The sequence below is a fragment of the Stenotrophomonas sp. YJH_SMC_94-11 genome (assembly GCF_059370435.1).
In genome coordinates, this window is the sequence record NZ_JCAFTR010000003.1 from 46,444 (window position 1) to 68,941 (window position 22,498).

Genomic DNA, 22,498 nt, shown 5'->3' on the forward strand with positions numbered 1-22,498 from the left:
CCCTGCTCACCGCAGCGGTCCATCCTGCAGCCCTCTCCAACGAGGATGGACCATGAAATCCCTGAAGATGCTGCTGCGGTTCGCCATTGTCGGCGGGCTGATCCTGTTGTTGCTGGTGCCGCTGATGATGATCCGCGGGGTGATCACCGAGCGCAGCCAGTACCGCGACGAGGCCTTTGCGCGGGTGGCCGACAGCCGTGCGGGCACGCAGCAGCTGGTGGGCCCGGTGCGGGTGGTGCCGTGGGTGGAACGCAAGCAGGTTGAACTGGTTGACCCGCTGGGCGTCAAGAAGACCGAGGTGCAGGTCACCGAGGGGCACTGGCTGCAGATGCCGGCGTCGCTGGAGGTGGGCGGTGAGATGCTGCCGAGCCAGCGCGAAGTCGGCCTGTTCAAGGTGCCGGTGTACAGCTGGAACGGCCAGATGAAGGCGAGCTTCGCCGCTGACGACTATCCCGTGAAGGCAGGGCGCACGTATGGCCAGCCGTATGTGGCGGTGGGCGTTTCCGATGTGCGCGGCCTGGTCGGTACACCGAACCTGCGCGTGGATGGCAAGCAGCTGCGCCTGCTGCCGGGCGTCGGCGTGGCCAGCGAAGTCGGCCGTGGCCTGCATGCGCCGGTGGCCGGTTTCGCTACGGATCAGGGCGGCACGCTGGCGGCCAGCACCGTTGAACTGGAGCTGCGCCTGGATGGAAGCCGCATGCTGTCGGTGGTGCCGGTGGGCGATGACACCCACATCGCGCTGCGTTCGAGCTGGCCGCATCCGTCGTTCAGCGGTGCGTTCCTGCCCAACGAGCGGCGCGTTGATGCACAGGGATTCGACGCGCGCTGGGCGGTGTCCTCGCTGGCCTCCGACGCACAGCGGCAGCTGCGCAATGAAGGTTCGGTCGACTCGCAGGCGGTGACGGTGTCGCTGGTCGATCCGGTCGATACCTACACCCAGGCCGACCGTGCGTCCAAGTACGGGGTGCTGTTCGTGCTGCTGACCTTCGTCGGCTTCATCCTGTTCGAGCTGATCAAGTCGCTGCGCATCCACCCGCTGCAGTACCTCATGGTCGGCCTGGCGCTGGCGATCTTCTTCCTGCTGCTGATCAGCCTGTCCGAGCACATCGCGTTCTGGAAGGCCTACCTGGTTTCGGCGGTGGCCTGTATCGGCCTGCAGGCGGTCTATCTGGCCAACGTGCTGGGCCATTGGAGGCGCGGCCTCGGCTTCGCGGCCCTGCTGACCGTGCTGTACGGCGCGCTGTATGGCCTGCTGGTGTCGGAGAACAACGCACTGCTGATGGGGTCGCTGCTGCTGTTCGTGATCCTGGCGCTGGCGATGTGGGTGACCCGCCGGGTCGACTGGTACGCGCTCGGCGCGGACCTGAAGTAAGGAGCACGCCATGGGCTGGCGCCAGGGATTGCGGCAACGGGCACGGCAGGGCATTCCGGCCCTGCTGGAAGTGGATGCGCTGCTGCAGGCACATGGCGTGCTGGCGGCCCTGCCGGGGGCGCGGATCGCCCCCGGTCTGGTCCGCTTCCAGCTGGCGGCGGTGACCTGCGAAGGATTGCAGGGGCAGGGATTGCGTTGGCTGCAGGGTGCGCGGCAGGGACGCGGCGCGGTGGCCGGGCGGGTGCCGCGCTATCGGCCATGGAAGGCCGGCGCGGAGGCATTGGCCGAGATCGGCATCGGCGGCCTTCCGGATGACTGGCCGGCACACGCGGCGGTGTACGGCTGCAGCAGCGTCGACCGGCGGCACTGGTTGCTGTTGCTGCCGGAGCGGGCGCAGTTGTGGTTGGGATGGAGCGGGTGATTCGGCTTTGCGGGTACGAACCAAGACTCTGCTGTGGGTGCGAACCAACCACTCTGCGGTGGGTGCGAACCTCGGTTCGCACGCTTCCGCGCCGCCCATGACCGATGGGACGGTATCGCCGCGCCCCGGCTGGCTAGACTCGATGGGTTGATGATCGAGCCGAAGGGCAGGGGTGCGATGTGTTGAAGTGGGGCGTGCTGGCCGTAGCGCTGGCGATGGGTGGCAATGCAGCGGCGCAGCAGCGCGAAACGGTGGACCTGGACATGGTCAGCCGCATCCGCCAGGAGGCGTTCCACCGTTCGCAGGTGATGGACACCTTCAGCTATCTCACCGAGCGCATCGGCCCGCGCCTGAGCAATTCGCCGGCGATGGGCCGCGCCAATGCGTGGACCCGCGGCAAGTTCAACGAATGGAAGCTGGACAACGTCCACGACGAAGCCTTCGATGACTTCGGCCGCGGCTGGGAATTCACCTCGGCGAGCGTGGAAATGCTGGGTGACCGCGTGCAGCCGCTGCATGCGCTGCCCAAAGCCTGGACCCCCGGTACGAAGGGCCCGGTCGAAGGCGAGCTGGTGCAGGTCGACATCAAGAAGCCCGAAGACATCGAGAAGTACCGCGGCAAGCTGCGCGGCAAGATCCTCCTGCTGGGCGAGGCACGCGAATACAAGCGGGGCACCGAGCCCGATTCGCACCGCCACGACGCGACCTCGCTCGAGGGCCTGCAGGAGTTCACCCTGCCCAAGGACAAGGACGCTACCGCCGAGCGCGCCAAGCGGGTCAAGGAGTACCAGGAACGCCAGCAGCTGGCGGCCAAGGTCAATGCGTTTTTCGTCGAAGAGGGCGCGCTGGCCTCGATCAGCATCAGCAGCTGGGACAACGGCATCATCCGCGTTGCCGGCGGCGGTTCGCGCAAGGCCGGTGAGCCGGTGGGCATTCCGGAACTGGCGATGATCAGCGAACACTTCAATCCGCTGGTGCGCGCGCTTCAGGCCAAGCAGACGGTGCGCCTGCGCGTGGATGTAGCGGCGCGCTTCACCGACGAGGCCGACCAGCCCGGCTACAACACGCTGGCCGAGATCCGCGGCAGCAGCAAGCCCGATGAAGTGGTGATGATCGGTGCGCACCTGGATTCGTGGCACAGCGGCACCGGTGCGGCCGACAACGCGGCCGGCGTGGCGGTGATGATGGAGGCGATGCGCATCCTCAAGGCCACCGGCGCCAAGCCCAAGCGCACCATCCGCGTGGCGCTGTGGAGCGGCGAGGAGCAGGGCCTGATCGGCTCGCAGGCCTACGTCGCCAAGCATTTCGGTCGCTTCCCCGAACCCACCGACGCGGCGCAGAAGGCGCTGCCGGCGTCGCTGCGCGAGCCGACCGGTGCACTGCAGAAGACCCGCGATTACAGCAAGTTCCAGGTTTACTTCAACATGGACAACGGCTCGGGCCGCTTCCGTGGCATCTACGCGCAGGAAAACCTGGCGGCGATGCCGATCTTCGAAGCCTGGCTGGCGCCGTTCCATGACGTGGGCGCCACCACCGTGGCCACCCGCAACACCGGCAGTACCGACCACATCAGCTTCGATCGCATCGGCCTGCCGGGCTTCCAGTTCATCCAGGACCGGCTGGACTACTTCACCAACGTCCACCACAGCCACCTGGACACCTGGGATCACGCCGAACCGGAAGACCTGAAGCAGGCCGCGGCCATCGTCGCTTCGTTCGCCTACAACGCCGCAATGCGCGAGCCGTCCTTCCCGCGAAAGGCAGAACCGTAAAAGGGGACGGAGGGGATTAAGTCGTATCTCCCCTCCGCTTCCCGGTTGCAGCACCCCAGGGCTGGGCAATCGCGACTTAATCCCCTCCGTCCCCTTTTTCCGTCGGGGGCGGTGGGCTGGTAAAATCGGGGGATTCCCGTTCCTCGAGCCGTCCATGACCTGCCGCACCCGCTTCGCCCCCAGTCCCACTGGCTACCTGCACATCGGTGGTGCCCGCACCGCGCTGTACTGCTGGCTGGAGGCCCGTCACCGCGGCGGTGAGTTCGTGCTGCGCATCGAGGACACCGACCGCGAACGCAGCACCCAGGGCGCAATCGACGCCATCCTGGAGGCGATGGAGTGGCTGGGCCTGGACTACGACGAAGGCCCGATCTACCAGACCGACCGCGTCGCCCGTTACCAGGAAGTGGCCGAGCAGCTGATCGCCGAGGGCAAGGCGTACTACGCCTACGAGACCCGCGAGGAGCTGGATGCCATGCGCGAGGCCGCCATGGCCAGGCAGGAAAAGCCGCGCTACAACGGCGCTGCGCGCGATCTGGGCCTGCCCTACCGGGACGACCCGAACCGCGTCATCCGCTTCAAGAACCCGCTGGAAGGCACGGTGGTGTTCGATGACCTGATCAAGGGCCGCATCGAGATCGCCAACAGCGAGCTGGATGACATGGTCATCTTCCGCCCGGACGGCTACCCCACCTATAACTTCGCGGTGGTGGTGGACGACTGGGACATGGGCATCACCGAGGTCATCCGCGGCGACGACCACATCAACAACACCCCGCGCCAGATCAACCTGTATGAAGGCATCGGCGCGCCGGTGCCCAGGTTCGGCCACATGCCGATGATCCTGGACGAGCAGGGCGCCAAGCTGTCCAAGCGCACCGGTGCGGCTGACGTGATGCAGTACAAGGACGCCGGCTACCTGCCCGATGCGCTGCTGAGCTACCTGGCCCGCCTGGGCTGGTCGCATGGTGACCAGGAGCTGTTCAGCCGCCAGGAACTGATCGACCTGTTCGACGTGAAGGATTGCAATTCCAAGGCCTCGCGCCTGGACATGGCCAAGCTGGGCTGGGTCAACCAGCACTTCCTGAAGACCGAGGACGTGGCCGCGATCGTGCCGCACCTGGTCTACCAGCTGCAGAAGCTGGGGCTGGACGTGGCCGCCGGCCCGGCTCCGGAGGATGTGGTGATCGCCCTGCGTGAACGCGTGCAGACCCTGAAGGAAATGGCCGAGAAGGCCGTGGTCTGGTACCAGCCGCTGACCCAGTACGATGAAGCGGCGGTGGCCAAGCACTTCAAGGCCGGTGCCGAGGTGGCGCTGGGCAAGGCCCGCGAGCTGCTGGCCGCGCTGCCGGAATGGACCGCCGAGTCGGTGGGGGTGGCCCTGCATGACGCGGCCGCAGCGCTGGAGATCGGCATGGGCAAGGTCGCCCAGCCGCTGCGCGTGGCCATCACCGGCACCCAGGTCAGCCCTGACATTTCCCATACCGTGTACCTGGCCGGTCGCGAACAGGCCTTGAAACGCATTGATGTGGCCATCACCAAGGTAGCAACGGCCTGAGGCATCCTTGCCAGGCCCGAACCGGAGAACACGCATGCCCGCCAAGACCGCCACTGCCTGTACCGCCCCGCACCACCACGTCCACGACGCATCGGATTTCGTGGCGGTGGTCGAGCGTGTCTCGCGCGAACGCGGGCTGCGCCTGACCCCGATCCGCGCCAACGTGCTGAAGCTGATCGCCGAGGCCGGCAAGCCGGTCAAGGCCTACGAGCTGCTGGAATGGGTGCGCAACGGCAAGGGCGTGGGCGCTGATGCCCCGCCCACCGTGTACCGCGCGCTGGACTTCCTGATGGCCAATGGCTTCGTGCACAAGCTGGAGTCGGTGAATGCCTTCGTCGCCTGCCACCATCCCAGCAGCGCCGCCCATTCGGTGCCGTTCCTGATCTGCAACAGCTGCCACAGCGCAGTGGAGCTGGAAGACCGCGAGATCGTCAGCCAGCTGGAGAAGCGGGCCAAGGAACTGGGCTTCCAGCCGCAGGCACAGACGCTGGAAGTGCACGGTCTCTGCGCGCGCTGCGCGGGCTGAGCAATGGGTCCTGGGGTCAGATCCCTTTTGCCTTGGCAAAAGGGATCTGACCCCCGTTTCATGACAAACGCTAGTCCTTCGGTTTGCCTGCGGTATCCACCCGCACGATCACCGACATGCCAGGCCGCAGCTGCGCGGCCAGCTTCTGGCCTTCATCGATCGATATCCGCACCGGCAGCCGCTGCACCACCTTGGTGAAGTTGCCGCTGGCATTGTCCGGGCGCAACACGCTGAACTCCGATCCGGTGGCGGGCGCGATCTCCTGCACGCGGCCGCGCAGCACCTGGCCCTGGAACGCGTCCACCGAGAACGTGGCCGGCTGGCCGATCGCCATTCCCCAGGTCTGGCCTTCCTTGTAGTTGGCCACCACCCACAGTGTGTCAGGTACCAGGAACAGCAGCTGCGAACCGGCGGCGACATACTGGCCCACGCGCACGCTGGCTTCACTGATCTGGCCGTCGCGCGGTGCGTGGATCACCGTATTGGCCAGGTCGATGCGGGCCAGTTCCAGCTGCGCCTGTGCGCTTTCCACCTGGGCCTCCAGGCTCTTGCGCGCGACCTGGGTCGACACCAGTGTTTCCTCGGCGATTCGGATCTGCGCCTGCGACTGCTGCACGCTGGCCTGCGCCGAGACTTGGCTGGTGCGGAACTTGTCGCGGTCATTGATCGACACCAACTGCTGCGCGGCCAGTTCCTCGTAGCGCTTCAGCTCGTTGCGCGCGCGCTGCAGTTCGGCCTGGCCAGCCGAGAGCGTGGCGCGCGCCGAGGCGATCTGCGCACGGTTCTGCGCCTGCGACTGGTCGGAGTTGGCCAGCGCCGCGCGCGCACTGTCCAGCGTCGCTTGCGCCTGGGCGACGCGTTGGGCATAGATGCGGTCATCGATGTGCAGCAGCGGCTCGCCCTGCCTTACGTGCTGGAAATCCTTCACCAGCACTTCAGTCACATAGCCGTTGACCTGTGGCGCCATCACGGTGATCTGGCCGCGCACATAGGCGTTGTCGGTCACCATCACGCTACTGGTGAACGGCCACAGGTGCCAGGCGCGCAGGATCAGTGCAATGCCCAGCAGGGCCACCACCACCATCACCACCACGCTGCGCGCGCTGGGCTTGAGATACTTCGGCGCGACTGCCGGTTCAACGGGCGTGGGCGCAGGTGCCGCGTCGGTCGGCGGTGGTGGGGTCACGTTGTCGGCGTCGTCGGATCGGGGCGGGACGGGGGGCATGGTCGAGAACTCAGCGGGGCGCGGCTGGCGTGGCCGCGGTGGAAAGGGCGGGGTGGCGCTTGCGCCATTGCTTGAGCACGGCGGTGCGCAGCGACAGCAGCAGCAACCAGCACAGGAAGCCGATCGCCAGCCAACCGCTCAGGGTGAACACATCATTGAAGCCTCGCACATTGGCTTCGCGGCGCGTGGTCTGCGCCAGCTGCGCGCTGCCCTGCGCGCTGCGCAGCACCGGGTCGGTGATCTGTGCGCTGTACAGCTGCTGCTGGAGGCGCAGGCGTTGCGCCACCACAGGATCGGCTGGATCGAGCTGGCTGGTCAGCGCGCTGGAGTACAGTTGCTCGCGATGCAGCTGGAAGGTCCCCAGCACCGCCGAACCTGCCAGACCGCCCAGCGTCTGCGTGATCGACAGCGTCACCAGGAAGGTGATCATGTGGTCCACACCCTGTTTCAACGCAGCGGAAATGCCGAGCATGATCAGCGGGCCCATGAACATGCCGGCGCCGACCGAGGCCAGGAACTGGCTGGCGTAGAAATCGTGCGGCCGATCCATGCTGGTGCGGTGCTGGTCGAAGAAGGCGGCAGCGCCCAGCAGCAGGATCGCCATCAGCAGCTGCGGGATCAGCCGTTTGGGCCCGAAAGTCAGTGCAGTGCCGGCGATACCGGTGATCACGCCGGCAAGAATCACCACGAACAGCGGCCGCAACTGATCAGGGCCCATGCCGAGCGTGCGCATCAGGTTGACCACGCCGTAGGACTGCTCGGTGGTCAGGAAGCGGATCAGGAACGCGCCGACGATGAAATGCAGTACGGGCAGGCTGGCCAGCCAGCGTGTCTGCAGCAGCGGATTGCGCCGGTAGTGTTCGATGATGAAGGCGGTGGTGGACAGCACGATCGAGGCGATCAGCGCCCAGCCCAGCCACGGCGTGTTGAGCCACCAACGGGTGTAGCCCTGCGCCAGTACGATCACCAGCAGCGCAACCGCCGGCGCCAGCAACGCGAAGGTAAGGAAATCCAGCGGCTCGAAGGCCTTCACCTGGATGCCGGGCGGCAGCTTCAACACCACTACGGCGGCGAATGCGCACAACGCAAGGCCGGCCTCGAACGAATACAGCTGGTGCCACTGGCCGGTATCCACCAAGCCTGGTGAAACGATCCAGGCGATCGGCACCGCCAGCTGCGAAAGGCCGACGCCGACCACCAGCAGGTTGCCGGTAAAGCGGCGGGGCAGGGCCTGCAGCATGTACAGCGTGCCCAAGGTCGAACAGGCCGCGCCGGCGAAGCCGCTGGCGGCACGGGTCAGCATCGTGGTCTCGAAGCTGCCGACGAACAGGTGCAGCACCGCCAGCGCCGCGTACAGGCCCAGCCCGATTTCGGCGAACAGGCGGATGCCGTACTGCTGGCGGAATTTGAAGGCCAGCAGGTTGGCGGTGACATTGACCATTGCATAGGCCGCCACCAGCCAGCTGCCCTGGGTCGGGGTCAGCGCCAGCTGGCCCTGCAGGAACGGCAGGTTGGCAGTGACCAGCGCATTGCCCAGCCCGCCGGTGATCGCCACCAGCAGCGATACCAGCGCATAAGCCACACGCCGGTACGGTGGGTGCCACGGCATCGATGCCGATCCGGGCATGGTCGGCTTCTCGTGCTCCTCCCAATCCGGAACCGGCTTCAGATACGGCTGGACCATCAGCGCGCCTCGCTGGTTGCTCCCTGCAGACCCCCGCGCAGCAGCTGCAGGGCGCGCCCGGCGAGGTGGGCGCGCTCGTCGCGGGTCTTGCCGCGCAGGGCTGCGCCCAGCATGCCCGAGATCAGTGAAATATCCGTTTTCTCCAGATCGGCACGGCACAGCCCGGCGGCCTTGGCGCGGGCGATCGGCTCCTCCAGCAGGTCGCGCACGGTCTCGCGCGCCGCGCGCATGGCCGGCACGTCCGAATCGACCGCGCGCCAGTAATCGGCCAGCGCAGGCGAATCGATGATGCGCTGGGCCATGCCCTCGAACACCTCGAACAGGGCGTCGTCGCGGTCGCCGAGCTGTTCGACCTGGCGCCGGATGCGGTCGACCGTACGCTGCAGCAGCGCCTGGATCAGCGCGGTGCGGTCGGGGAAGTTGCGGTACAGGGTGGCGCGGCCCACCTGGGCGCGTTCGACCACCAGGTCCAGTGGGGCAGTGACACCGTGTTGGCCGAACACATGATCGGCGGCGTCGAGGATGAGGGCACGGCGGGCGGCAGCATCGGCACGTTGGGCAGTCATGGAATTATTTTCGGACAAAAGTGTCCGATTGGCGAGACATTGGGTGACGGGATTGTCCGCTTGTTGTGGTACGCACATCTTTGTGACGGGTGTGTGAGCGCGTGGGTTGAAATGAAAACGGGGGCCCGAAGGCCCCCGCTGCGTACGCGTGGAAGGAGTGGCAAGGAGATCCACGCCATGCGTGGTCTCAGGCCGGGGTCAGAGCCCATTCCTGCGGAATGGGATCCGCCCCCCGGCGTGGTGCAGTAGACCCACGCCATGCGTGGATGGAGGAGAGTCAGAAGAACGCGCGGATACCGAATGCGACGCCACGGCCCGGCAGCGGCGAGTAGTCGCGCAGCAGCGAGGTATGCGGGCGCACTTCGCGGTTGGTCAGGTTGCTGCCATCCAGGAACACCTCGTAGCTGTTGCTGGCGTTGCGGTCCCAACGATAGGCCAGGTGCGCATCGACCAGGGTGTAGCCATCGCTCGGCTCCTCGTTCTGCGCCACGTCCTTCTGGCGGCTGTAACGCACCGCACCGACCGAGGCGCGCCAGCCGTCCTTCGACCAGCGCAGGTCGGCGCCGACGCGGGCCGGAGCAATGCGCGGCAGGTAGCCGGTGTTGGCCAGCTCCACCGTGTAGTTGTGATTGTGGTCGCCGTGCGGCACGGCGATGTCGAGGTTGCGGCTGCCGCTGCCATCCAGCTTGGCCTTCACATAGTCACCGAACAGGCGCAGATCCCAGTCACCGGCGCCACCCTCGAACAGGTGCACCAGGGCCTCGGCCTCGGCACCGCGGAATACCGCGTCCTGCTGGGTCCACGCACGAACTGGCAGGCCTTCGGTAACGCCGGTGTCGGCCAGGTAGATGAAGTCCTTGAACCTGGTCTGGTAGACCGAGGCGGAGAAGTCCAGGCGCTCGCTGTGGGTGTGGATGCCCAGCTCCACGCGCTGGCCGCGCTCGGTCTTCAGGTTGCCGTCGCCGATCTCCAGCGAACGGGTAGCAATGTGCGCGCCGGCGGCGTACAGCTCTTCGTTGGTCGGTGCACGCTCGGAGCTGTCCACGCCGATGCGCAGGTCAACGGCATCGTTGAGCTTCCAGATACCGGCGGCAGACAGGTTGGTGGCACCGAACGTGCGGCGACGGTAGTCACCGGTCGGGTCCAGCTTGACCTGGTCGTGGCGGCCACCCAGTTCCAGCTTGAACGGGCCGAACTGCTTTTCCTGCAGTACAAACAGGCCGATGTTCTTCGTACCGGTATCCGGTACGAACGCTTCTTCACCCTTGGCGCCGAAATCACTGTTGCCGAACTGCAGGCCGAAGGCGCCGTCCCAGCCACCGATCTGCTGCTGCACCGCTTCCAGGCGCGCTTCGATGCCGCGGTTGGTGAAGCGGGTGGAGGGCGTGCCAGCCTCCAGCTCCACGTGCTCGTAGTCGGTGTAGGCCACGCGTGCGTTGATGTTCTTCAGGAACGAGACCGGGTTGTAGATGCCGGCCTTGGTCTCGAAGCGGTTCTGCACCATGTCGATGCGCACGTCATGCTCGTCGCCGCCTTCCTCTTCATCGCCGTGGTCGTGGCCGTGGTCATGGCCGTGATCGTCGCCGTCGGCGTGCACGTGTGCGCCGTTGGGAATGCCGTAGTTGGTGCGGTAGGTGCTGGCCGACACGCCGAAGTAGCCGCCTTCGCCCAGCCAGGTGGCGCCGACGCCGCCGGCGCGGGTGCGGATGGAGCTGTTGTCGAGGCGGCCGCGACGCGGCTCTTCGCCTTCCTCGCCCGCGTGGTCGTGGTCGTCGTGGTGGTCTTCCAGGCTGTCGATCACCGCATAGCCGGGAATGCGGTAGTCGTCGCCATTGCGCACCAGGCCGTCCACATGAAGCACGACATTGCCGCTGACGCCATCGAGGCGGAACATGCCGCTGCGCTCGTTGTTCACCGAATTGCCACGCAGCTCGGCGCGGCCGCTGAGCGGGCGCTCGGGCAGCTCGCGCGCGATGCGGCCGTCGACCACATTGACTGCACCACCGATGGCACCGCTGCCGAACAGCAGCGTGGCCGGCCCCTTCAGCACTTCGATCTGGTCAGCCAGGAACGGCTCGATGCTGGTGGCATGGTCCGCACTGACGGTGGATGCATCCATGTTGCCCATGCCGTTGGACAGCACCGCAACGCGTGGGCCTTCCTGGCCGCGGATGATCGGGCGCCCGACGCCGGGCCCGAAGAAGGTGCTCTGCACGCCGGGCAGCTTGGCCACGGTATCGCCGAGGGTGCCGGCCTTCTGTTCGTCCAGGCGCTCACCGGCCAGCACCTCCACCGGGCGCGCAAGGGATTCGGCATCGCCCTGCAGCGGCGACGCGGTGACTTGCACCGAGGACAGCTCGGTCAGGTGGCGGTCACGATGGGCGGTGTCCTGACCGGCTGCAAAGGCGACGGACGGCAGCAGGGCGGCGAGGGCCAGGGCCAGGGAATGCGGCTTGAGCCGTGCGGTGTGGGCGGGCATGGATGGGTCCTTTGTTACACTGTATCAATCGCGGGGCGCACGAATCCCGTCGATGGGACAGGGGGAGGGAAAGCGTGCGGGTCGGGAAGGGATGTTATATTATTCCATAACGATTCGCCGACCCTGCTGGAAGTCATGTCCTTGTCCTCACGCCTGCGCCACCTGCTCGACCGTTTCGGTGCCACCGGTTCGATGCTGTGCGCGGTGCATTGCGCAGTCATCCCGGTGCTGCTGGCGGCAGCGCCCTCGCTGGGCCTGTCGTTCTGGCTGAGCGACGGCGTTGAACAGGCGCTGGTGCTGTTCGTGACCCTGCTTGGGCTGTTCAGCCTGGTCTGGGGTTACCGCCGCCATGGCGCGCTGCGTGCGCTGGGCTTCCTGATCCCCGGCCTGGTCGCGCTGTGGGCCGGCGTGCTGTACGAGCCGCTGCATCACAACGCCGTGCCGCATGCGGTGGTGATGACCATCGGTGGCCTGCTGGTGGGCGTTGCCCATCTAGTCAACCTGCGCCTGAACCACGGCCACGTACACGACGCCAGCTGCGCGCACTAGGCGCTCCATGATAGGATTTTCGATCGTGCGCGGGGGCGCCCAGCAAGGCGGCCCCGCCGAACCCGTGTCAGTACGGGGTAACCAGATTTCACACTTGAGGAGTTGAAGACATGGGTAAGGGTGACCGCAAGACCGCCAAGGGCAAGCGCTACAACGCCAGCTACGGCAACGCCCGTTCGCATACCGCGAGCAAGGTCGCCGTAGGCGCCGCCGCCCCGGTTGCCAAGAAGACCGTGGCCAAGGCTCCGGCGAAGAAGGCCGTGGCGAAGAAGGCCGTCGCCAAGGCCTGATCCGGCCGCGCGACTGGTCCAAGGAAGAACGCGGCGCCTGGCGCCGCGTTTTTTTATGCATGATTTTGCAGAGCCGAGCCCATGCCCGGCTGGCGCAATGCAGCCGAGCGTGGGCTCGGCTCTACAACCGGATCAGCGCAGGGTCTTCTTCAGCGTTTCCGGGTTGCCGTCGTTCGGCGCGGCTGGTACCTGCAGAAGGTGTGCCAGCAGTGGATAGACATCGACATTGTCGAAGCCATCGATCACCAGGCCCTGGCGGAACGACGGGCCACTGGCCACGAACACCGCGCGCATGGACGGCAGCGCGTTGTCGTAGCCGTGCGAGCCGCGGTCCTGCTGTTCGCGCTTGGCGATCTTTTCCTGATGCAGGGCATCCCAGCCTTCATCCATCATGCAGACAATGGCGGGAATGCGCGGATGGGTGCCGTAGTGCAGGCGCGCCGGCAGTTTTTCTTTCTTCCAGCATTCGTAGTGCGCGTGGCGGCCGAGCAGAGCGCGTTCGGCGGCGGCTTCATGGCCGACCACCGGTGCGAAGCCGACCGACTGGCCCTGGCTGACATTGCGCGCAATCGCCGGGTCGACCATCGATTCGGTGGCGATCACCTGGCCAGCGGGGACACTGGCCATGCCATGGTCGGAGACCACGATCACATTGGTGGTTGCGGCCAGCCCACGTTGCTGGAGTCCGTCGAGCACCTGGCCGACGATCTGGTCGGCGCGCACGATGGCGTCGGCGTACTGCTTCGACTCGGGGCCGTAGCTGTGACCTGCCTTGTCCACGTGTTCCATGTACAGCGTGGTCAGGCGGGGGGCATCGGCGTCGGTCTGTGACAGCCAATCGAGCACGATGCCGGCGCGCTGTTCCAGCGGCTCCTTGCCGTCGTAGATGCGCCACTGGCTGGGGCGTACGCCACGGATCTCCGATTCACTGCCTGGCCATGACGTGGTGGCCGAACGCACGCCAGCATTCTCGGCGCCGACCCAGATCGGTTCGCCGCCCCACCAGCCACTGGTGGTAACCGCTTCGCGATTGCTCAGCTCGAACCGGCCCAGTGCTTCATCGTCCATGCTGTTGTTGACGATGCCGTGGTGGTCCGGGCGCAGGCCGGTAACGAGGGTGTAGTGATTCGGGAAGGTCAGCGACGGATAGGACGGGGTCATCCAGCGTGCGCGCACGCCGCCATCGATCAGGCGTTGCAGGTTCGGGGTCAGGCTGCGGTCCAGCGCATCGGCGCGCAGGCCGTCGATGGAGATCAGCAGCAGCTTCGGCGGTGCCGCCGCAGCGATGGAAGTGGGAACGGAGGCGGAAGGAGCGGGCGCGGTGGTGCAGGCAGCCAGGGGCAGCAGCAGCGCCAGCGCACAGGTCAGGCGTACGGAAGTCATCCGCGCATGATAAGCCGCCGCAATGACGCGCCCAAGACACGGCGCGCCCCCTTCAACAAGAAGGGGGCTTTTCTCCAGACAGATTCCAGATGCCTCCATCCACGCATGGCGTGGATCTACCGTGTCGACCAAGGTCGACACCTACCCACCGCCGCGGGAATCTGTCGAAGGTGGGGCGGTGTGGGTGGGCAGGACCGTTGGCGCCATGGATGGCGCCATCGAGCCCCCATGGATGGGTTTACGGCGTGTCCTGCCCACCCATACCGCCCCACCCAACGCGTAGAAAATCGGAGCTGTATTGGCTCTTGACCTTGCCGTTGCCTCTGCGGGTGCCGGGCGCAGCCCGGCCGGCCCTCTCAGGCGAACAGCGGGGCCTGGCGCTGTTCCAGCCGCAGCAGCGCGGCCTTGGTTTCCAGGCCGCCACCGAAGCCGGTCAGTGCACCGTTGCTGCCGATCACGCGGTGGCAGGGCAGGATGATCGGCAATGGATTGCGGCCATTGGCCGCGCCCACCGCGCGGGTCGCGCTGGGTTGGCCCAGGTGCTGCGCCAACTGCAGATAGCTCCAGGTCTGGCCGAACGGAATCAACGCCAGCGCCTGCCACACGCGCAGCTGGAACGGCGTGCCGCGTGGTGCCAGCTGCAGGTCGAACCGGCTGCGTTCACCGTGCAGGAACTGCAGCAGCTGTTCGCGTGCCTCCGGCAGTGCGTCCGGTGCGTAATGCCAGCCGTCGCGCCCGCGTGCGGGGTGACGGTTCTCCGGAAACAGCACGTGCGCAAGACCACGCTCGTCACCGGCGATGGTCAACACGCCGATCGGGCTGTCGAAACGATCGAACAACAGGGTCATGTCGGTTCTCCAACGAACGTGCCGGACAGGTGCCACAGGTGCAGCACCGCGTAGGCGCGCCACGGCCGCCACGGTTGCGAGCGCGCTTCGGTTGCGCGTTCGCTCAGGCGCTGGCCCTGCGCGTGGCCGAGCACCTGCTGCAGCACAAGGTCACCGGCGGGGAAGGCATCGGGCTGGCCAAGTCCGCGCAGGGCAATGTACTGCGCGGTCCACGGGCCGATGCCGGGCAGTGCAACACAGCGCGCAACGAATTCTTCCAGCGCCTGGCCGGGACCGAAGTCGAGCTGGCCACTGGCACAGGCGGCGGCCAGGGCGCGCACGGTGGCGGCGCGGCTGCGCGGCAGGCCGATTGACTCCAATGGTGCCTCGGCCAGTACCTCGGGCGCTGGAAACTGGCGATCGAAGTCGGATGGCATGCCCGGCAGGTGCGCGCCATAGGCGTCGACCAGGCGCCGCGCGAAGGTGGTGGCCGCGGCCACGCTGACCTGCTGCCCGAGCACCGCGCGTACGCCCACCTCGAAACCATCCCAGCCGCCGGGTACGCGCAGTCCGGGGCGTTCGGCGATGCCACGCGCGAGCAGCGGTTCTTCGCCCAGCGCGGCATGCACCTGCTGCAGGTCGGCATCCAGATCGAACACGCGACGCACGCGGCGCACGATGTCAGGGATCAAGCGCGGATCCACCGCGCCCAATTGCAGGCGAAGTTCCGGGCGCTTCGAATCGGCGGTGACGCGCAGCAGGGTGGGGCGCTCCGGCGTGCCCAATACGCGCTGGTAGCTGTCGTCACCGATCAGTTCGATGCCGGGCAGGCTGCGTTTGCGCAGGAAGGCCAGCATGCGTGGGAAGTCCAGTGGTGGACGGTAGCCCAGGCGCAGCACCAGGCCGCCATCATCTGCAGCCAACGGTTGATGCTGGCGACGCAGGGTGGTCGGCGCCATCCCACAGCCCTGCAGGAACGCGGTATTGAAGCTGCGCAGGCTGTTGTAGCCGGCAGCCAGCGCGACGTCGGTCACCGCCAGCGTGGTTTCGGTCAGCAACTGTTTGGCCAGCAACAGGCGATGGGTTGCGTGGATCTGCCCGGGCGTTGCGCCGAGATGTTCGACGAACAGGCGCTGCAGTTGGCGCGCGCTGAGGCCGAGCTTCGTTGCAAGATCGGCCACCGGCTGCTCCTGCAGGAAGCCGCCGTGGATCAGCGCCAGTGCGCGCTGCACGGTCTGTCCGGCCAGGGCCTGCTGGGCCTGCGGTGCCAATTCCGGGCGGCAGCGCAGGCAGGGGCGGTACCCGGCGGCCGCGGCGGCCGCGGCGGTGGGGAAGTAGGTGATGTTGCGCGGCTTCGGCGGCGGTGCCGGGCACACCGGGCGGCAATAGATGCCGGTGCTGCGCACGGCGGTGAAGAACACGCCGTCGAAGCGTGCGTCGCGGGCCAGGCGGGCGCGGTCGCAGGCGGCGGTGTCGAGGGCGAGAGGGGAGTCCATGGCGCCAGTCTAGGCCCGCGCGGGCGGCGATACTCGCCACATTCGGACATGGATGCTGAAGGGGGTCAGGCTGGGCTGCGCCCGGCACCCGCGGTAGTGCCGGCCGCTGGCCGGCAACGGCAACGGCAACGGCAACGGCAGAAGCTGGTTTTCTGTGGGGAGGCGGGGTGGGCCCGGTTGCGGGAGACGCCGTAAACCCGTCCTTGGGGGCTTGGCCGCGGCATCCATGCCGCGGACACTCCCGCAACCGGACCCACCCCGGCTTCGACAGGTTCCTGCGATCTGTCGGAAGGGCATCCCGCTCTGGTAGGTGTCGACCTTGGTCGACACGCTTTCCCAAGGGTCAGAAGGGGTTCATCACCACGCACTGAATGCGCGGCCTGGACGGGTAGACTGTGGCTCTTGCTCACGTGAAGACCGGTTGCCCGATGTCCGCCAAACTCCGCTGGTTGCCCCTGTTGTGCCTGGCCCTGGCGGGCTGCAGCCAGCTGGAGAATCCGGGCAATGTGACTGCCGCCGACAAGGCCGCGCGGGCGCCGTCCAGCGATGGCGAGAACATGGTGTCGATCAATGCGGCTGACGCACCGCCGCCGCCGGCACCGCCGCGCAGCCAGGCGGACCGGCCGTGGCCGCAGGCGCAGCTGGAGAATGGACGCGCCTGGATCAGTTGCAGCACCGAGTACGCCGGCGACGCTGGCGACGGTGTCGAGCTGGAAGGCCTGCAGCGCGAGCAGATCACCCAGGCCTTGGCCCCGTGCGCCGAGCGTGGCCTGATGCGCGTGCGCTACGCCGGCAAGATCAATCCGGGCTTCGCCGAGATGATGTGGCGTCTGGCGGTGGTGGCCGACCAGCAGAAGATCCACAAGCGCATCCTTGACCTGGATTCCAGCGGCGGGCAGGTGGAGTCGGCGATCGTGGCCGGTGACAGCATCGGTGAATCGGGCTGGACCATCTGGGTGCGCGAAGGCTCGATCTGCCACAGCGCCTGCGTGTTCGTGCTGGCCGCCGGCGACAACCGCCTGCTGTCGGGCAAGGTCGGCATCCACCGCATGATGCGCATCAGCTCCAAGGCCACCTCGCGCGCCGAGCTCAACCGCGAGCTGCACGAGGTCTACGACAACGTGAAGGACTACCTGCAGCGCAACGGCGTGGCGGTCGGTGTGGCGGATCTGATGATGACCGTGCCCAACCGCAGCCTGCGCCTGCTGACCCCGGACGAACTGCGCCAGTACGGCCTGGATGGCACCAATGCGGTGCAGGACGATCTGGAACGGATCAAGCAGATGCGTGCCTGCGGCGACGATTTCGTGCAGCGCAAGGACGCCTTCCTGGTCGCCTTCGACCAGCAGTGCAAGCGCGAAGGCGCCGACATGGAGTCGATCAACAGTTGTGGCCAGGCGTTGAAGCAGCGCTTCGGCTTCCCGGACGCGGTCTGTCCCGACGAAAGCCCGCTGTCGGAGATCGATGTGGCGACGCTGCCACCAGCGCCGCCGGAGCCCCCGCCGGTGGCCGAACAGGCGCCAGTGAACGCCGCCGCGCCCGCCGCGCAGGCTGATGCGGCAGCGGTGGCGGGCGACGCCCCGGCACGCTGACAGCATAGTCACCGCGCTGGCGTAGACTGCGGTTCTCTCCAGAAAACCGGCGGTGTCCATGAAGCGCGTGCTCCTGCTGCTGTCCCTGCTGCCCCTGACTGCGTTGGCGCAGGCACCTGCGCCGGCCACGCCTGCACCGGCTCCGGCACGCCCGGCCCCGGCATCGCCGGCGGCCGCGAAGCCCGCCACTGCCGGTGCCCCGGCGTTGACCGCTGCGCAGCAGGCCCAGGTGCAGAAGCAGGACGCGGAAATGGGCGCGGCTGCGTTGAAGGCGGCGCAGCTGGTCGATGCCAACCGCGCCGGCGAATTGTGGGATGGCGCTTCGGCCGTCGCGCGCCGTGCGGTGCCGAAAGCCACCTTCGTCAGCCAGTTGGCCGCCGAGCGCACGCGCCTGGGTGCGCTGGCCGGGCGTGGCCAGCCGACCATCACCCGGGTCAAGTACAGCCCCGGCGCCGCAGTGCCGGAAGGGTTGTACATCAACGTCAGCTTCCCGACCCGTTTCGCCAACAGCGCACAGCCGGTGCGCGAGCTGGTCTCGTTCCGCTTCGACGAAGACCAGGTCTGGCGCCTGGCCGGTTACAGCCTGCGCGCGTCGGCACCCTGAGGAGATGAACGATGGCAACTGAGCTGACAATGCTGGCCTGGTCGGTGCTGCTGGGCTTCGTCTACATCTTCGCCACCTCCACCGTGGTCACCCGCGAGCGCGGGATGAAGTGGAATGCCTCGGCACGCGATGGCGATGCAAAGCCGCTCAGCGCGCTGGCCGGTCGCCTGCAGCGTGCGCAGGCCAACTTCCTGGAAACGTTCCCGTTCTTCGCCGCCGTCGCGATCGCAGTGGTCGTGGCCGGGCGCAGCAACGACACCACAGCGCTGGCTGCGCAGGCCTACTTCTGGGCGCGTGTGGTCTACCTGCCGCTGTATGCCGCAGGCGTGCCCTACGTGCGCAGCCTGGTCTGGCTCGTATCGCTGCTGTCGATCCTGGCGCTGGTGTTCGCACTGCTGTAGCCGGGCCTGATCCAGATCAAGGCCAGTCATGCGCGCGGCGCTATGCTGGCCCGGACTGAATCAACGGCAGGAGGCGCGCATGCGCAGGATGGACGTGGTGGTGGTCGGCGCCGGACCGGCGGGCCTGTGCTTCGCGCGTGCGCTGGCCGGCAGTGGCCTGCAGGTCGGGCTGGTCGAAGTGCAGCCGCGCCAGGCTTTGGCCGAAGCCGCCTTCGATGGCCGCGAGATCGCGCTGACCCATGCCTCGCGGCAGAGCATGGAGCAACTGGGGCTGTGGCAGCGCCTGCCGCAGGCCGAAGTCGCCGAGCTGCGCGATGCCAGGGTGATGAACGGCGGCTCGCCGTTCGCGTTGACCTTCGCCAGCAGTCAGGCTGATGGCCAGCCGCTGGGCTGGCTGGTGCCCAACCACCTGATCCGCCGTGCTGCATGGGATGCCGTGCAGGGCCAGGATGGGCTGGAGCTGTTCGACGGGCGCAAGGTGCTGGGCGTGCAGGCCGATGCGCAGGGCCACGTGGTCAGACTCGATGACGGCAGTCAACTGCACGCGCGCCTGCTGGTCGCGGCTGACAGCCGCTTCTCCGCCACGCGCCGCATGCTTGGCATCGGTGCGCAGATGCGCGACTTCGGCAAGTCGATGCTGGTATGCCGCATGCAGGTCGAGCGCGACCATCACCATACGGCCTGGGAGTGGTTCGGCTACGGCCGCACCATGGCGCTGCTGCCGCTCAACGAGGGCCAGGCATCGGCGGTGATCACGCTGCCGCCGCGGCAGATCGAAGAACTGCTGGCGATGGACGAGGTGGCTTTCGGCGAGGCCATCAGTGCCTGCTTCGAGCATCGCCTGGGCCGCATGCAGCCGGTGGCCACAGCGCAGGCGTATCCGCTGGTGGGGGTGTACGCGCACCGTTTCGTCGGCGAGCGTTCCGCGCTGATCGGCGATGCCGCGGTGGGCATGCACCCGGTCACCGCGCACGGCTTCAATCTGGGACTGGCCGGCGCACAGCGGCTGGCACAGGGCATCGTCGCGCAGCAGCGGCGCGGTGCCGACATTGCCGCCGCCGGCATGCTGGCCAGCTACCAGCGCGGTCATCGACTGGCGTCGCGGCCGCTGTACGAGGCCACCAATACGATCGCCAGCCTGTACACCGACGATCGCCGCCCGGCACGCCTGCTGCGGGCCGCGGGCCTGCGCGTGGCGCAGGGCGTGGCACCGTTCAGGCAGCTGATTGCCTCGCACCTGACCCAGCGCGTGGCCTGAACACTCTCGGATCAGCCAGCGGCCAGCACGCGGATCTGGCTGTCGGCGAACTCGACCACCTGGCCTGCGCGGATCTTGCAGGCCTTGCGCAGTTCGACCTCACCATCGACCCGCACCTGGCCCTCGCTGATGACCATCTTGGCCTCGCCGCCGCTGGTGACCAGGTCGGCCAGCTTCAACAGCTGCTTGAGTTCGACGTAGTCGCCGTCGAGGTCGAATTCGAGAATCTGCATGGAGCGAGGGGTCCTGGAAAGAGGGCGCAGGCCAGCGGCCGGGCCGGAAAGAAGGGCGCGTATTGTGCGCCAGCACGGGGCATGACGGCACGCGCATGGAAAGCTGTACGCCTCGTTCAGGATCAATGCGGTATCATTCCGCTCTGAGCGAGTGAAATCTCCTCCGACCGAGCAGCGCCAGGGCACGCGATAAGAAGGGCGCCCAAAGCGCGGACCATCACCCTTTTTATCGCACTGCCAGGAAGACGGCAGTGCCTTCGGAGTTCCCCATGTCCCAAGATTCCCAAGCGCCGCTGCAGTTCGCGCAGCTCGGCCTGTCCGAGCCCGTGATGCAGGCGGTCACCGCCATCGGCTACGAAACCCCGTCGCCGATCCAGGCCGCTACCATCCCGGCGATGCTGGAAGGCCGCGACGTGCTGGGCCAGGCCCAGACCGGTACCGGCAAGACCGCTGCGTTCGCACTGCCGGTACTGTCCAACATCGACCTGCAGCAGATCAAGCCCCAGGCCCTGATCCTGGCGCCGACCCGCGAACTGGCCATCCAGGTTGCCGAGGCGTTCCAGTCCTATTCGTCGAAGATCCCGGGCTTCCGCGTGCTGCCGGTGTACGGCGGCCAGCCCTACGGCCAGCAGCTGTCGGCGCTGCGCCGTGGCGTGCATATCGTGGTCGGTACCCCCGGCCGCGTGATCGATCACCTGGACCGCAGCACCCTGGACCTGTCCGAGCTGAAGACCCTGGTGCTGGACGAAGCCGATGAAATGCTGCGCATGGGCTTCATCGACGATGTCGAAGCGGTGCTGAAGAAGCTGCCGGAGCAGCGCCAGGTGGCCCTGTTCTCGGCCACCATGCCGCCGCAGATCCGCCGCATCGCGCAGACCTACCTGCAGGACCCGGTGGAAGTGACCATCGCGGCCAAGACCACCACCTCGGCCAACATCCGCCAGCGCTACTGGTGGGTGAGCGGCATGCACAAGCTGGACGCGCTGACCCGCATCCTGGAAGTCGAGCCGTTCGACGCGATGATCATCTTCGCGCGCACCAAGGCCGGCACCGAAGAACTGGCCAGCAAGCTGCAGGCGCGTGGCCTGGCCGCTGCCGCCATCAACGGTGACATGCAGCAGGCCCAGCGCGAGCGCACCATCGCCATGCTGAAGGAAGGCAAGCTGGACATCCTGGTCGCCACCGACGTGGCCGCCCGCGGCCTGGACGTGGAGCGCATCAGCCACGTGCTGAACTACGACATCCCGTACGACACCGAAAGCTACGTGCACCGCATCGGCCGTACCGGCCGTGCCGGCCGCAGCGGCGAGGCGATCCTGTTCGCCACCCCGCGCGAGAAGGGCATGTTGCGCCAGATCGAGCGCGCCACCCGCCAGCCGATCGAAGAGATGCAGCTGCCGAGCGTGGAAGCGGTCAACGACACCCGCATCAACAAGTTCACCTCGCGCATCAGCGAAACCCTCGGCGCCGGCGGCCTGGACTTCTACCGCCAGCTGCTGGAGCGCTTCGAGAACGAGCAGAACGTGCCGGCCATCGAGATCGCCGCCGCGCTGGCCAGGATGCTGCAGGGCGATACCCCGTTCCTGCTGCAGCCGCCGGTGCGTGCCCCGCGTGAAGAGCGCGCGCCGCGCGAGCGCTTCGACCGTGGCGACCGCCCGGAGCGTGGCGATCGCTTCGACCGCAACGAGCGGGGGCCGCGCTTCGAGCGTGGCCCGCGTCGCGACGACGCCGAAGGTGGTTTCGAGCCGCGTCCGCGCCGCGAGGTTCCGCCGCGTGGTGCGCCGGAGCAGGGCATGGAGACCTACCGCATTTCGGTGGGCCACCAGCACGGCGTGAAGCCGGCCAACATCGTCGGCGCCATCGCCAACGAAGCCGGCCTGGAAAGCCGCTTCATCGGCCGCATCGACATCCACGACGACTTCTCGCTGCTGGACCTGCCGGCACAGATGCCGCCGGACGTGCTGTCGCACCTGCAGAAGGTGTGGGTGTCCGGCCAGCAGTTGCAGATGCGTCCGCTGGCGGCCGGTGAAGAGATCAATCCGGCCCCGCGTCCGTTCAAGCCGCGCTTCGACAAGCGTGGTCCGGGCGGCCCGGGTGGCCCGCGTCGTGGCGGCCCGGGTGGTCCGGGTGGCCATGGGGGCGACCGCGGCGGTGACCGCGACAGCCGCCCGCCGCGTCGTGATGGCTTCAAGCCGCGCGGCCCGCGCAGCTTCTAAGCCGCACCCGCAGCCGTCAAGAACAACGCCAGCCCCCGGGCTGGCG

At 67.4% G+C, this 22,498-nt stretch carries 20 protein-coding genes; 12 read left to right on the plus strand and 8 right to left on the minus strand.

Annotated elements, in window-relative coordinates:
- The first annotated feature begins 52 nt into the window (after nt 1-52).
- The 5 genes from creD (at nt 53) to AC5P74_RS06995 (ending at nt 5,649) form a co-directional block, all read left to right on the plus strand.
- Nucleotides 53-1,372 carry a cell envelope integrity protein CreD gene (gene creD / locus AC5P74_RS06975; protein WP_053499318.1) on the plus strand — a complete coding sequence of 440 codons (1,320 nt, stop codon included), beginning with the start codon at nt 53-55 and terminating at the stop codon, nt 1,370-1,372.
- A gap of 10 nt (nt 1,373-1,382) precedes the next feature.
- A complete protein-coding gene (locus AC5P74_RS06980; protein WP_005415796.1) occupies nt 1,383-1,793 on the plus strand; it encodes a hypothetical protein in 411 nt (136 codons plus the stop codon).
- Between the two features lie 179 nt (nt 1,794-1,972).
- Nucleotides 1,973-3,565: a M20/M25/M40 family metallo-hydrolase gene (locus AC5P74_RS06985; protein ID WP_065197074.1), complete on the plus strand. Its 1,593-nt coding sequence runs from the start codon at nt 1,973-1,975 to the stop codon at nt 3,563-3,565.
- 154 nt (nt 3,566-3,719) lie between these two features.
- Nucleotides 3,720-5,123, plus strand: coding sequence for a glutamate--tRNA ligase (gene gltX, locus AC5P74_RS06990; RefSeq protein WP_346607781.1), 1,404 nt, complete (start codon nt 3,720-3,722; stop codon nt 5,121-5,123).
- A gap of 34 nt (nt 5,124-5,157) precedes the next feature.
- Nucleotides 5,158-5,649, plus strand: a complete 492-nt coding sequence (locus AC5P74_RS06995; protein ID WP_005415799.1) for a Fur family transcriptional regulator — start codon at nt 5,158-5,160, stop codon at nt 5,647-5,649.
- A 70-nt stretch (nt 5,650-5,719) separates the two neighbouring features.
- Here the strand turns inward: AC5P74_RS06995 and AC5P74_RS07000 are convergent, their stop codons facing one another.
- From AC5P74_RS07000 to AC5P74_RS07015, 4 genes are all read right to left on the minus strand, one after another.
- On the minus strand, nt 5,720-6,874 hold the full coding sequence (locus tag AC5P74_RS07000) for an HlyD family secretion protein (protein ID WP_495204863.1): 1,155 nt from the start codon (nt 6,872-6,874) through the stop codon (nt 5,720-5,722).
- Between the two features lie 10 nt (nt 6,875-6,884).
- Nucleotides 6,885-8,558, minus strand: coding sequence for an MFS transporter (locus AC5P74_RS07005; protein WP_005415801.1), 1,674 nt, complete (start codon nt 8,556-8,558; stop codon nt 6,885-6,887).
- Nucleotides 8,558-9,124, minus strand: coding sequence for a TetR/AcrR family transcriptional regulator (locus tag AC5P74_RS07010; RefSeq protein ID WP_005415802.1), 567 nt, complete (start codon nt 9,122-9,124; stop codon nt 8,558-8,560). The genes AC5P74_RS07005 and AC5P74_RS07010 overlap by 1 nt, the downstream gene beginning before the upstream one ends.
- Before the next feature lie 277 nt (nt 9,125-9,401).
- On the minus strand, nt 9,402-11,603 hold the full coding sequence (locus AC5P74_RS07015; RefSeq protein WP_206620735.1) for a TonB-dependent receptor: 2,202 nt from the start codon (nt 11,601-11,603) through the stop codon (nt 9,402-9,404).
- A gap of 135 nt (nt 11,604-11,738) precedes the next feature.
- On the opposite strand from AC5P74_RS07015, the gene AC5P74_RS07020 reads away from it, so the two are divergent.
- Both AC5P74_RS07020 and AC5P74_RS07025 read left to right on the plus strand, forming a co-directional pair.
- Complete coding sequence (locus AC5P74_RS07020) at nt 11,739-12,152, plus strand: MerC domain-containing protein (RefSeq protein WP_005415804.1); 414 nt, start codon at nt 11,739-11,741, stop codon at nt 12,150-12,152.
- A gap of 110 nt (nt 12,153-12,262) precedes the next feature.
- Nucleotides 12,263-12,442 carry a 30S ribosomal protein THX gene (locus AC5P74_RS07025; RefSeq protein WP_004150462.1) on the plus strand — a complete coding sequence of 60 codons (180 nt, stop codon included), beginning with the start codon at nt 12,263-12,265 and terminating at the stop codon, nt 12,440-12,442.
- A 132-nt stretch (nt 12,443-12,574) separates the two neighbouring features.
- On the opposite strand, the gene AC5P74_RS07030 is transcribed toward AC5P74_RS07025, so the two are convergent.
- From AC5P74_RS07030 to AC5P74_RS07040, 3 genes are all read right to left on the minus strand, one after another.
- Nucleotides 12,575-13,825 (minus strand): alkaline phosphatase family protein, encoded by a 1,251-nt coding sequence (locus AC5P74_RS07030; RefSeq protein ID WP_206620734.1) that lies wholly within the window; start codon nt 13,823-13,825, stop codon nt 12,575-12,577.
- Between the two features lie 356 nt (nt 13,826-14,181).
- A complete protein-coding gene (locus AC5P74_RS07035) occupies nt 14,182-14,673 on the minus strand; it encodes a methylated-DNA--[protein]-cysteine S-methyltransferase (protein ID WP_005415806.1) in 492 nt (163 codons plus the stop codon).
- Nucleotides 14,670-16,148 (minus strand): DNA-3-methyladenine glycosylase 2 family protein, encoded by a 1,479-nt coding sequence (locus AC5P74_RS07040; RefSeq protein ID WP_346608219.1) that lies wholly within the window; start codon nt 16,146-16,148, stop codon nt 14,670-14,672. Before AC5P74_RS07040 ends, AC5P74_RS07035 begins: the two co-directional genes overlap by 4 nt.
- Nucleotides 16,149-16,576: 428 nt before the next feature.
- Between AC5P74_RS07040 and AC5P74_RS07045 the strand changes: the two genes are divergently transcribed.
- The 4 genes from AC5P74_RS07045 to ubiM all read left to right on the plus strand — a co-directional run bounded on the left by AC5P74_RS07045 (nt 16,577) and on the right by ubiM (nt 20,003).
- Nucleotides 16,577-17,740, plus strand: a complete 1,164-nt coding sequence (locus tag AC5P74_RS07045) for a COG3904 family protein (protein ID WP_346607880.1) — start codon at nt 16,577-16,579, stop codon at nt 17,738-17,740.
- A gap of 58 nt (nt 17,741-17,798) precedes the next feature.
- Nucleotides 17,799-18,344 (plus strand): DUF4019 domain-containing protein, encoded by a 546-nt coding sequence (locus tag AC5P74_RS07050; RefSeq protein WP_005415810.1) that lies wholly within the window; start codon nt 17,799-17,801, stop codon nt 18,342-18,344.
- Nucleotides 18,345-18,355: 11 nt separating this feature from the next.
- Entirely contained in the window at nt 18,356-18,745 is a 390-nt protein-coding gene (locus tag AC5P74_RS07055) for an MAPEG family protein (RefSeq protein ID WP_053497038.1), read from the plus strand.
- A gap of 79 nt (nt 18,746-18,824) precedes the next feature.
- A complete protein-coding gene (ubiM, locus tag AC5P74_RS07060; protein WP_346607882.1) occupies nt 18,825-20,003 on the plus strand; it encodes a 5-demethoxyubiquinol-8 5-hydroxylase UbiM in 1,179 nt (392 codons plus the stop codon).
- 11 nt (nt 20,004-20,014) lie between these two features.
- On the opposite strand, the gene AC5P74_RS07065 is transcribed toward ubiM, so the two are convergent.
- Entirely contained in the window at nt 20,015-20,236 is a 222-nt protein-coding gene (locus tag AC5P74_RS07065; RefSeq protein WP_014036469.1) for an RNA-binding S4 domain-containing protein, read from the minus strand.
- Between the two features lie 269 nt (nt 20,237-20,505).
- On the opposite strand from AC5P74_RS07065, the gene AC5P74_RS07070 reads away from it, so the two are divergent.
- Nucleotides 20,506-22,452, plus strand: coding sequence for a DEAD/DEAH box helicase (locus AC5P74_RS07070; protein ID WP_053497041.1), 1,947 nt, complete (start codon nt 20,506-20,508; stop codon nt 22,450-22,452).
- Nucleotides 22,453-22,498: the final 46 nt, after the last annotated feature.